General features: G+C 69.6%; 12 protein-coding genes and 1 tRNA gene. 8 read left to right on the top strand and 5 right to left on the bottom strand.

Annotation, left to right across the window (positions count from 1 at the left end):
• Window positions 1-154: 154 nt before the first annotated feature.
• Entirely contained in the window at window positions 155-967 is an 813-nt protein-coding gene (locus AC1D01_RS09180; RefSeq protein WP_477865739.1) for a cytochrome C assembly family protein, read from the bottom strand.
• Between the two features lie 78 nt (window positions 968-1,045).
• On the opposite strand from AC1D01_RS09180, the gene ffh reads away from it, so the two are divergent.
• A complete protein-coding gene (gene ffh / locus AC1D01_RS09185) occupies window positions 1,046-2,425 on the top strand; it encodes a signal recognition particle protein (protein WP_477865740.1) in 1,380 nt (459 codons plus the stop codon).
• Window positions 2,426-2,589: 164 nt separating this feature from the next.
• Entirely contained in the window at window positions 2,590-3,318 is a 729-nt protein-coding gene (locus AC1D01_RS09190; RefSeq protein WP_477865741.1) for a DUF2726 domain-containing protein, read from the top strand.
• Between the two features lies 1 nt (window position 3,319).
• Here the strand turns inward: AC1D01_RS09190 and ftsY are convergent, their stop codons facing one another.
• Complete coding sequence (gene ftsY / locus AC1D01_RS09195) at window positions 3,320-4,357, bottom strand: signal recognition particle-docking protein FtsY (RefSeq protein WP_477865742.1); 1,038 nt, start codon at window positions 4,355-4,357, stop codon at window positions 3,320-3,322.
• Window positions 4,358-4,466: 109 nt separating this feature from the next.
• On the opposite strand from ftsY, the gene AC1D01_RS09200 reads away from it, so the two are divergent.
• From AC1D01_RS09200 to AC1D01_RS09210, 3 genes are all read left to right on the top strand, one after another.
• Window positions 4,467-4,543, top strand: a tRNA-Met gene (locus AC1D01_RS09200).
• Window positions 4,544-4,685: 142 nt separating this feature from the next.
• The gene (locus AC1D01_RS09205; protein ID WP_477865743.1) at window positions 4,686-5,234 is read left to right on the top strand and encodes a helix-turn-helix domain-containing protein; all 549 of its coding nucleotides are present in this window, start codon (window positions 4,686-4,688) and stop codon (window positions 5,232-5,234) included.
• A 32-nt stretch (window positions 5,235-5,266) separates the two neighbouring features.
• The gene (locus AC1D01_RS09210) at window positions 5,267-5,887 is read left to right on the top strand and encodes a hypothetical protein (protein ID WP_477865744.1); all 621 of its coding nucleotides are present in this window, start codon (window positions 5,267-5,269) and stop codon (window positions 5,885-5,887) included.
• On the opposite strand, the gene AC1D01_RS09215 is transcribed toward AC1D01_RS09210, so the two are convergent.
• From AC1D01_RS09215 to AC1D01_RS09225, 3 genes are read right to left on the bottom strand one after another with little or no spacing between them, the layout of a single operon-like run.
• On the bottom strand, window positions 5,876-6,622 hold the full coding sequence (locus AC1D01_RS09215; protein WP_477865745.1) for a head GIN domain-containing protein: 747 nt from the start codon (window positions 6,620-6,622) through the stop codon (window positions 5,876-5,878). The genes AC1D01_RS09210 and AC1D01_RS09215 overlap by 12 nt on opposite strands.
• Before the next feature lie 56 nt (window positions 6,623-6,678).
• Entirely contained in the window at window positions 6,679-7,455 is a 777-nt protein-coding gene (locus tag AC1D01_RS09220; protein WP_477865746.1) for a LytR/AlgR family response regulator transcription factor, read from the bottom strand.
• Entirely contained in the window at window positions 7,452-8,564 is a 1,113-nt protein-coding gene (locus tag AC1D01_RS09225) for a sensor histidine kinase (RefSeq protein WP_477865747.1), read from the bottom strand. Before AC1D01_RS09225 ends, AC1D01_RS09220 begins: the two co-directional genes overlap by 4 nt.
• A gap of 201 nt (window positions 8,565-8,765) precedes the next feature.
• Here AC1D01_RS09225 and AC1D01_RS09230 point away from each other — a divergent pair, with 201 nt between their 5' ends.
• The 3 genes from AC1D01_RS09230 to AC1D01_RS09240 form a co-directional block, all read left to right on the top strand.
• Window positions 8,766-9,017 (top strand): hypothetical protein, encoded by a 252-nt coding sequence (locus AC1D01_RS09230; RefSeq protein ID WP_477865748.1) that lies wholly within the window; start codon window positions 8,766-8,768, stop codon window positions 9,015-9,017.
• 23 nt (window positions 9,018-9,040) lie between these two features.
• Window positions 9,041-10,063 carry a pirin family protein gene (locus tag AC1D01_RS09235; RefSeq protein ID WP_477865749.1) on the top strand — a complete coding sequence of 341 codons (1,023 nt, stop codon included), beginning with the start codon at window positions 9,041-9,043 and terminating at the stop codon, window positions 10,061-10,063.
• A gap of 156 nt (window positions 10,064-10,219) precedes the next feature.
• A partial coding sequence (locus AC1D01_RS09240; RefSeq protein WP_477865750.1) for an RICIN domain-containing protein occupies window positions 10,220-10,642 on the top strand: 423 nt, incomplete at its 3' end.

The raw sequence follows: 10,642 nt of genomic DNA on the forward strand, positions 1-10,642 counted from the left end.
GGCCACGATGGTGTCCGGCGTGGCAGAGGCGTTCGCGGGCGGCGGCGGCGCCGACGGTGGCGGCGCGGCCGAGCGGCCCGGCCGGCCGCCGCGCACCAGCCAGACGATCAGGAACACCACGACGAGCAGGACGATGAACTTTCCCATGCGGCCCTCAGGCGGTCGTGCGGTGCAGGACGACTTCGAACACGAAGCGCGAGCCGACATAGGCGAGCAGCAGCAGCAGCGCACCGGCATAGAGCCAGCGGATCGCGTGCCGGCCGCGCCAGCCGAGCGCCTGGCGGCCGACCAGCAGCCCGGCGAACACCAGCCAGCCGAGCACCGACAGCGTCGCCTTGTGGTCCCAGCGCCAGGGGTTGGAGAACCACCAGCCGAGCAGCAGCGTGGCCGACAGCAGCGCGAAGCCGGCGGTGACGAACTGGAAGGTCAGGCGCTCGAGCTGCAGCAGCGGCATGCCGGCGTTCGYGGCGGCACGCAGGTTGGAACGCATGCGGCGCTCGGCGGTGTCGAGCATCACCGCATGCAGCACCGCGGCGCCGAACAGGCCGTACGACGCGATGCCCAGCGCCCAGTGCAGCGGCGCCCAGGCCGACACCGCCTGCGGCCGGAACTCGCCCGGGAAGATCGCCGCCAGCACCACCGCCGCGGCGCCGAGCAGGCCGAGCCAGCGGCGCACGCCCGGCAGCGGCACCCAGCGGCTCTCGACCGCGTAGACCGCGATCACGAGCCACAGCGTGGCCGACAGCGCCGGCGCGAAGCCGAAGCGGGCGCCGGAGACGGCGCTGCCGATGCCGGCCATGTCGACCACGATGGCCAGCGCGTGCGCGATCCAGCCGGCGATCAGCGCGCGGCGCGGCGCGGCACCGCCGCCCGCCGTCTCGCGATCATTCAGCAGCACCGCCGCCGCGTAGCCCAGCAGGGCCGCCGCGCTGGGCACCCACAGCATCCATGTCGACGGCGTGCTCAATGCGTTGCAACCCTGGGCGATAAACTCATGGTCCACAGTGTACTTTCGCGGGCCGCGTCCTTCGCGCCCGCCGATCCCATGGCCTCCACCCTCACCGATCGCCTGAGCCGGCTCGTCAAGACGATGCGCGGCCAGGCGCGCATCACCGACAGCAACGTGACCGACATGCTGCGCGAGGTGCGCATGGCGCTGCTCGAAGCCGACGTGGCGCTGCCGGTGGTGCGCGACTTCATCGCCCGCGTGAAGGAGAAGGCGCTCGGCGCCGAGGTGGTGGGCTCGCTGTCGCCGGGGCAGGCGCTGGTGGGCATCGTCAACCGCGAACTGGCGGCGACGATGGGCGAAGGCATCGCCGACATCAACCTCGCGGCCCAGCCGCCGGCGGTGATCCTGATGGCCGGCCTGCAGGGCGCCGGCAAGACCACCACCACCGCCAAGCTGGCCAAGCACCTGATCGAGAAGCGCAAGAAGAAGGTGCTGACCGTCTCGGCCGACGTGTACCGCCCGGCGGCCATCGAGCAGCTGAAGGTGGTGACGAAACAGGCCGGTGCCGAGTGGTTCCCGTCGAGCGCCACCGACAAGCCGCTGGACATCGCGCGCGCCGCGCTCGACCACGCGAAGCGCCACTACTTCGACGTGCTGCTGGTCGACACCGCCGGGCGGCTGGCGATCGACGAGCAGCTGATGGACGAGATCCGCACGCTGCACGCCGAGCTGAAGCCGGTCGAGACGCTGTTCGTCGTCGACGCGATGCAGGGCCAGGATGCGGTGAACGTCGCGAAGGCCTTCAAGGAGGCGCTGCCGCTGACCGGCATCGTGCTGACCAAGACCGACGGCGATTCGCGCGGCGGCGCGGCGCTGTCGGTGCGCCAGGTGACCGGCGCGCCGATCAAGTTCGCCGGCGTCAGCGAGAAGATCGACGGGCTGGAGGTGTTCGACGCGCAGCGCCATGCCGGCCGGGTGCTGGGCATGGGCGACATCGTCGCGCTGGTCGAGGAGGTGCAGAAGGGCGTCGACGTGGCGGCAGCGCAGAAGCTGGCCGAGAAGCTGAAGTCGGGCGACAACTTCGACCTGAACGACTTCCTGTCGCAGATCAGCCAGATGAAGAAGATGGGCGGGCTGTCGGGCCTGATGGACAAGCTGCCGGCCCAGATGACCGCGAAGGCCGGCAACCTGGGCCAGGCCGACATGGACCGCGCCGAGCGCGACGTGCGTCGGATGGAGGGCATCATCAACTCGATGACCCCGCTGGAGCGCCGCAAGCCCGAGCTGCTGAAGGCCACCCGCAAGCGCCGCATCGCCGCCGGCGCCGGCGTGCAGGTGCAGGAGGTCAACCGGCTGCTGAACCAGTTCGAGCAGATGCAGGGAATGATGAAGAAGATGAAGGGCGGCGGCCTGATGAAGATGATGAAGCGCATGGGCGGCATGAAGGGCCTGGGCGGCCCGGGCGGCCTGCGCTGAGACGCGCGCTTGAGACGCGCGCTTGAGACGACTTGTCACATCCCACCCCGATCCGGTGGGTTGGTAACACGCTGCAACCGCCCGGCAGGCGGCACAATGATTGACCCCGCGCGCGCGGACCGCTAAGGTCTGCGCTGCACTCCAACACGGACCTGGACCTCGAGATGGAATTGCTGTTGATCGCCGCCCTGGTGCTGGTGGGCGGCCTGGTGATCTGGAAGATGAAGACCTCCAGCGCCAAGCCCGCCGTCAAGCGCAACAAGCCGCGCTCGCTGGAGGCGCTGGACACGCTGCAGTCGTGGCAGCCGCAGGCCACCCGCATCCTGACCACCGCCGAGCGCAAGGCCTACCTCGCGCTGCGCGGCGGGCTGCCGGAGCACATCATCCTGGCGCAGGTGCCGCTGGCGCGCTTCGTCAAGGTGCCGACGCGGCATTCGTATTCGGAGTGGCTGCGCCGCGTCGGGTTGCTGTGCGCCGATCTCGTGGTGTGCGACAGCAGCTCGCAGGTCATCGCGGTGGTCGACATCCGCGCGCCCGAGGCGCAGGAGAAGGAGCGCACCTCGCAGCGCCACAACCGCATGGACCGCGTGCTCGAGGCCTCAGGCATTCCGCTGCACGTGTGGCGCGAAGACGCGCTGCCGAGCGCGACCGGTGCGCGCAACGCCATCCTCGGCAGCAAGTCGAGCGAGAGCACGCCGTCGACGCATGCCCCGTCGACGACCGCCGGCTACCAGCCGGTCGGCCGCAACCAGGTCGACGAGGACGACGGGCTGGAGATGCGCGAGCCGCCGCCGTCGACCTGGTTCGACGACATCGATTCGGCGCCGGCACCGCTGGCATCCGCCGCGCCGGCCAACATCCCTCGCTCGGGCAACTCGCCCCGCCCTCGATAAGTTATTCGAGCAGCGCCTGAGCGAACTCGCGCGCGCTGAAGGTCTGCAGGTCTTCGAGCTTCTCGCCGACGCCGATGAAGTAGACCGGGATCGCCCGCTCGCGCGCGATCGCCGCCAGCATGCCGCCCTTCGCGGTACCGTCGAGCTTGGTGACGATCAGGCCGGTGAGGCCGAGCGCATCGTCGAACGCTTTCACCTGGGCCAGCGCGTTCTGGCCGGTGTTGCCGTCGATCACCAGCAGCACCTCGTGCGGGGCGCCCTCCTGGGCCTTCGCGATCACGCGCCGGATCTTCTTCAGCTCCTCCATCAGGTGGAGCTGCGTCGGCAGCCGGCCGGCCGTGTCGGCGATGACGACGTCGCAGCCGCGCGCCTTGCCGGCGACCACCGCATCGAAGCTGACCGCCGCCGGATCGCCATCGGCCTGCGAGACGATGTCGACCGAGCCGGCCTGCCGCGGCACGTCGGCGCGCTCGGCCCACACCGCGAGCTGCTCGCGCGCGGCGGCGCGGAAGGTGTCGGCCGCGGCCAGCAGCACCTTCTGGCCGTTGTCGGCGAGGTGGCGCGTGAGCTTGCCGATGCTGGTCGTCTTGCCGGCGCCGTTGACGCCGACCACCATCATCACGGTGGGTGCGTGCTCGCCGACACGCAGCGGCTTCTCGAGCGGGCGCAGCAGGTCGGCCACCGCCGCGGCGAGCAGCGCCTTGACCTGCGACGGGTCGGTGGCCTTGGCTTCCTTCACGCGGCGACGCAGGTCGTCGAGCAGGAATTCGGTGGCCTTGACGCCGGCATCGGCCATCAGCAGCGCCGATTCGAGTTCTTCATAGAGAGCCTCGTCGATCTGCGTGCCGGTGAACACCTGGGCGATGCTGGAGCCGGTCTTGCGCAGGCCGCCGCGCAGCTTGTCGACCCAGCTGCGGCGCTCGGGCTCCGCCGCGGCCTGCGGCACCACGGCGGGCGTGGCAGGGGGTGCAGGGATCGGTGCCAGGGCCGGTGCCGGTGTGTCGGCGGGCGCGGGCTTTTTCTTGAAGAAGCTGAACATGCGTGGGGGCGATCGACTCGGGTGGGACTCGCGTGTCGTGCGAGTGTGTGACGCATTGTCGGTCAACGCGCCGAAAGCACCCGAAACCCTGGCTATAATCTGAGGCTCAGGCGCTTTAGCTCAGTCGGTTAGAGCGACGGAATCATAATCCGCAGGTCCGGGGTTCGAATCCCTGAAGCGCCACCAAACCAGCAAGCCCGCACGAACATCAGGTCGTGCGGGCTTTGTCGTTCTGGGGTGTCGTCAGGCATCGCTTGGGGTAGCGCGCCGGCGCGGGATGCGTTTCGATATTTTCGATATTCTGGTGAGAGCGTGCTAATCTGCCTCCATGCGCACGAGCAAGCCGACTCCCAAGCCGGCTCCGATCAAGCTTCAGTCGCTTGAGGGGGCCATCCTGCATGCGCTCCGGCATGTCCGGAAACTGCGTGAGCAGTTGACCCCGCTCGAACAGGTTCATGTCGAGACGGTCCGGATTCGGCAGCAAGGGCTCGCCGATCGTCGGCTGATCGTGGAGTACACACCGGACCCGGAAGACGTCCAGGCCGTCTTGCTGCGCGTCAGGCCAGCCTCGAACCTGTCGCTGCCCGATGCCGCTGCGCAGATGTTGACCACGCAGCAAGCCGCAGATCGACTCAATGTGAGCCGTCCCTACGTGGCGCGGCTCGTCGACAACGGCACGTTCAATGGGGTCGAGCGCACGCAATCGGGTCATCGACGGATTCCCGTCGCGGAGGTGGAGCGCGTTCAACAGGAGATGCGTGCGACGCGCCGTACGGCGCTCGATGACATCACCGACGCCACGCAAGACCTTCGGGCTCGGGAACTGGCCGACGCCAAATCGAGATCCAAACGCCGTTGGGTCGCCAAACAGGCGTAGTCGCTGCCGCCGCTCCAACTCTGCGCTGGACTGTGCCCCATCAGGTCCCCCTGCTCTACCTGGATGCCAACGTCCTGCTCCCGGCCTACCTGCGAGCCATCTTCCTGGACATGGCAGATGCCGGTCTTGTTCGCGTGCATTGGGGCGAGCAGGTCCTGATCGAGGTTCGTCGGAACCTGCTGAAACCCAGGTTCGGTATCAAACCTGAAGCCGTCGACAAGCTGTTCGACAACCTGCATCAGGCTTTTCCGGATGCCCTGGTGCCCAGCAGTGAAGCCCTGGAGTCGCGCTTCAGGGGCACCACCGATCCGAAGGATGCACACGTCGCCGCGGGCGCCCTGTGCCTCAGCCAGGCGAGCCCTGCCCATCGCGAGGTTCTGCTCGTCACCGGCAATATCAAGCACCTGCCCCCGGCTGCCTTCGAAGRAACGCTCGTTCGGCCCGTGAAGCCTGGCGTCGTTCTGACCGAGTTGCTCGCTGCAGAACCTTGGGTCTCAGATGTTCTCGATGCAATGCTGAAGCGATTCCGCAGTCCTCCCATGTCGAGGACAGACCTGCTCGACATCCTCGACGCGTCCAATTGCCGAGCCTTTGCGACAGCACTCGGCCATGCATGGGGGTTCACGGCAGTGAAACGGAGATCACCGACGTGAGTCGACGTCCTGAAGCTTGTCCCCCCGCGCCGTGACGCTCCCCACCCCCGACACCGCGCGCCGCACCACCGGGTGCCCCCAGAAGTCCACCTTGCCGGCGCCCGAGATCGCGAGCTGCAGATCGTCGATCACCCACAGCTCGGCATTGGCGACACCGCTGATCGCCACCCTCGCCCGGGCTGCGCGCAGCTGATCGGCCACCAGCTTGCCGCGGCCCGACACGTTCAGCTCGAACTGCTCGACACGGCCGGCCAACTGCCCGTCGCCCGAGCCCGAGATGTCGAAATTCAGCTGCCGCACCGCGAGCTCGTCGAAGCGCACGCTGCCCGACCCCGAGATGCCGATCACCAGCTGGTCGCCGCGGATCGGCCCCGGCGCCAGCACCTCGCCCGCGCCCGACAGCATCACGTGGTTCAGCTTGCGCACCTGCACCTCGATCGCCGGCCGGTCCTCGCGCCAGAACTTCCAGCCACCAGCCGCGCGGATGCGCAGGTGGCCGTTGACCACGTCGACCTCGATGGCCCGCTGCGCCGCATCGTCGCCGGCGACGAAGACCTGGTCTCGATCGCCTTGCGTGATGCGGATGCGCGCGGTGCCGTCCACGTCGATCCGGTCGAACGCACCGGGCGCATACAGGTGGCCGACCGGTGCCGCGGGCTGCGCCTGGACGCCCTGACCGAACAGGCCGAAGAGACCCAGCAGCAACGCACCGAAGCCGATCCGCAGCGCCCTCATTGGAGTACCTTCGTGCTGCGCACTCCGGTGTTCGCCCTTGGGGCGGCCCGGCGGGCTCACAACGATTGCTCCCGCAGCCGCCGCGACACGTCGCGGTTGGCCGTGATGCGGGTGCCGTCGCGCATCTGCACGACCAGCTGGGAGTTCTCGTCGGGCGTCATCGCGTCGACGAAATCGAGGTTGACGATGCAGCCTCGGTGCAGCCGCAGGAAGCGCGCCGGATCGAGCCGCGGCTCGAAGCTGGCGATCGGCAGCCGCACCAGGAAGCTGCGGCCGCGGCTGACCAGCGCGGTGTACTTGGTGTCGGACTTCAGGTACTCGATCTGGTCGACATGCAGCGGGAAGATCTTGCCCTGGTCGCGCACCAGCACGCGCATCAGCGGCTCGGTCGGCGCCTGCTCCAGCGCGAGCACCGCCTGGGTCGCCGCCTCCTGCGACTGCGCCGCACCCGAGGCCAGCGCATGCTCGACGGCCTCCACCAGCCGCTCGCGCGCGAACGRCTTCAGCAGGTAGTCGACCGCATGCAGCTCGAAGGCCGCGAGTGCGTGCTCGTCGTAGGCGGTCGTGAAGATCACGGCCGGCCGCGGCCCGTCCTCCGCCAGCGCCTTCAGCACCTGCAAGCCGCTCAGGCCGGGCATGTGGATGTCCATCAGCACCAGCTGCGGGCGCAGCGCGCGGATCTGCGCGAGCGCCGAGACGCCGTCGGCGCAGGTGGCCACCAGCGTGAGCTGCGGCATCTGCGCCACCCAATCGGCCAGCGCCTCGGCGGCCAGCGGTTCGTCCTCGGCGATCAGCACGCGCGTTTTCGTCATGTCGTTCGTCATGTCTTTCATTGCGGTATCCACAGGTCCACCCGGAAGCCGGCTCCGGGCGCGGTGTGCACGCGCAGGCGGGCGCGTCCGTCGTAGTCGAGCGCGAAGCGGCGCTTCAGCGCGTTCAGGCCGATGCCGGTGCGCGGCGCCTGGCCGTCGGCCGGGTCCGCGAGCTGCGCCGGATCGCAGCCCGGGCCATCGTCGGCCACCGTCAGGTCGAGGCCCTGGTTCAGCCCGTTGCGCTCGCTGACGATGCGGATGCAGCCGCCGCGCAGCTGCGGCGCCACGCCGTGGAGCACGCTGTTCTCGACCAGCGGCTGCAGGCTCAGCGGCGGGATCTCGTCCTGCAGCGTCGCCGGGTCGAGCTGCCAGTCGATCTGCAAGCGCCCGCCCAGGCGCAGGCTCTCGAGCGCCAGGTAGTCGCGCACGAAGGCCACCTCGTCGGCCAGCGCCACGCGGTCGGCCGCGCTGCGCTTGGTGTCGAGCACGTAGCGCAGCATGCCGGCGAAGCGCATCAACGCGGCCTCGGCGGCCTGCGGATCCTTGCGGGTCAGCGCGATCAGCGTGTTCAGGGTGTTGAACAGGAAGTGCGGGTTCAGCTTGCCGGTGATCGCCGCCAGCTCGGCCTGCGCGAGCGCCGATTCGGCCTGCGCGGCGGCCAGCGCGGCGCGACGCGCACGGCGCGCTTCGAGCAGCGCGGTGAAGCCGGTCGCGATCGCGGCGTACACGACGGCGCCCCAGATCGCGCGCCACAGCAGCGTCTGCGCGAACACCGCGAACGCATGGTCGGCACCGAACAGCAGCAGCGAGGTCGCGAAGTCGAGGGCCTGCCACAGCGCGCCGAACAGCAGCGCGCAGCCGGCATGCAAGGCGATGGCCGCGGCAGTGCGCAGCGTGCGACCCTGCAGCCAGCGCACCCAGGGCAGCACGATGGCGCCGAGCGCCATCGCCGGCCACAGCTGCAGCGTGGCCTGGTAGACCGCCTCCCACAGCTGCCAGAAGCCGCGCTGGAACTCGGTGCCGGCCAGCACATACAGCAGCCACGACAGCAGGCAGCCGGCGGCGTAGACGAGCCACGGCGTCCAGTCGGTGCGGCTGGGCGTCGAAGAAAGGGCGGGGCTGTCGGACATGCCCGGATCTTAGGGAGTCGCGGCCGCCGCGGCGGCCGGCTGCGACCGATCGCCGGATCATGGGCTCGAACTGCGGCTGCAGCCGGGCCGCCTCGCCCCGGCCGCGAAACCCTTCCCGCCCCGCGGCCTTGGCCGCCGGGGTGGCTTGCAGCGCCGGCTTGCAGTTCAATGGTCCGCCCGATTCCTGCTGAAGGAGACCTCATGGAAAAGCGGCTGCATCAACTCGAAACCCTGCGCCTGCACGGCGACGACGGACGCGACTACGTCGTGCACGGCTTCGAGCACCTCGCCCGGCTCGATGCCGCGCCCGGCCTCGGCGGCGACTGGGAGCCGACCGGCGAATCCGAATACCGCCTGGCCGACGGCCGCCCGGTGAACGTCGACGCCGACGGCACGATGACGATCGCGCAGAACGGCGTGCGGCTTTCGCAGCAGGAGTCGAGCACGGCTTGAGCGCTTGAGGGACACTGCGGCGCATGCCCGGAAACGCCATCCTCCATGTCGGTGCCCTCGGTTTTCCGTGGGAAACGCTCGACCCGTTCCTCTTCTGCGTCCACCACGATGACGCCTACCCGCGCGGCAATGCGCAGTTCGGCCCCGATGCGCTGCTGACCGGCCGCAACCTCGGCCAGGACTTCGCCGGCCTCGACGGCTGGCGCATGTACCACGGCATGACGGTGCCGGGCTTTCCGTCGCACCCGCACCGCGGCTTCGAGACCGTGACCATCGTGCGCCACGGGCTGGTCGATCACTCCGACTCGCTCGGCGCGATGGCGCGCTTCGGCGGCGGCGACGTGCAATGGCTCACGGCTGGCCGCGGCATCGTGCACTCGGAGATGTTCCCGCTGCTGAAGCGCGATGCGCCGAACCGGCTCGAGCTGTTCCAGATCTGGCTGAACCTGCCGGCGCGCAACAAGATGGTGCCGCCGCATTTCACGATGTTCTGGTCGGAGCAGATCCCGCACCACCTGCACGCCGACGACGCCGGGCGGCAGACCGAGGTCGTCTGCATCGCCGGCCGGATCGAGGGCGTGGCCGACCCGCTCGCGCCGCCACCCGATTCATGGGCCTCGCAGGACGGCGCCGACCTCGCGATCTGGACCCTGCGCATGGCACCGCACGCGCGCTGGACGCTGCCGCCCGCGCWGGGCGACGGCACGCGGCGCAAGCTGTATTTCTTCGTCGGCACTGCGGTGACGGTGGATGGTGTCGCGGTCGACCGCCACGCGGCCATCGAGTTGCGCGCCGGCGCGCCGGTCGAGCTGGTCAACGGCGCCGAGACGGCCGAGTTCCTGGTGCTGCAGGGCCGGCCGATCGGCGAGCCGGTCGCGCAGTACGGCCCGTTCGTGATGAACACGCAGCAAGAGTTGCAACAGGCTTTCACCGACTACCGCCGCACCGAGTTCGGCGGATGGCCCTGGGACGACCCGGCGCCGGTGCACGGTGCCGAGCCGCAGCGCTTTGCGCGGCGCCCCGACGGCGGCGACGAGCGCCCCTGAGCCCCCGGCATCCGACAGAACCATCGGGTGATCCGATGGGTTGCTGTCGGCGGGCAAATGCCCTCGGCGCGGGTCTTGTATCGAGTCGTGGCTTGCGTGAAATGGAAACGCTTCCATAGAGTGCGGCCCTCACACACGACACGAGGGGACACGCCGATGAACACGCTGAACCGGGCAGCGCTCGYCTGCCTGACGCCGCTGCTGCCACTTCTGCTCGCCGCCTGTGGGGGTGCAAGCGACGCCCCGTCCGCGGGCGCCGGATCCGCCGCCCATGAACAGGCCGCCGCGCTCGCGGTGCCCGCCGTCACCGCCGGCCGCTACGTGCTGAAGAACGTGCAGAGCAGCAAGTGCGTCGATGCGGTTCCCCCCGGCAGCGACGGTGGCGCCTTCGTGCAGAACACCTGCAGCACGGCCGTCACGCAGACCTTCGACCTGACGGTGCAGGCCGGCGGCAGCTACAAGCTGGTCGCCGTCGGCACCGGCCGCGTGATGGACCTGGCCGCGAGCTCGACCGCCGATGGCGCGGTGATCCACCAGTGGACCCACAACGACACCAACGCGCAGCGCTTCGTGCTGCAG

The organism is Rhizobacter sp. P3_B12, assembly GCF_056402895.1.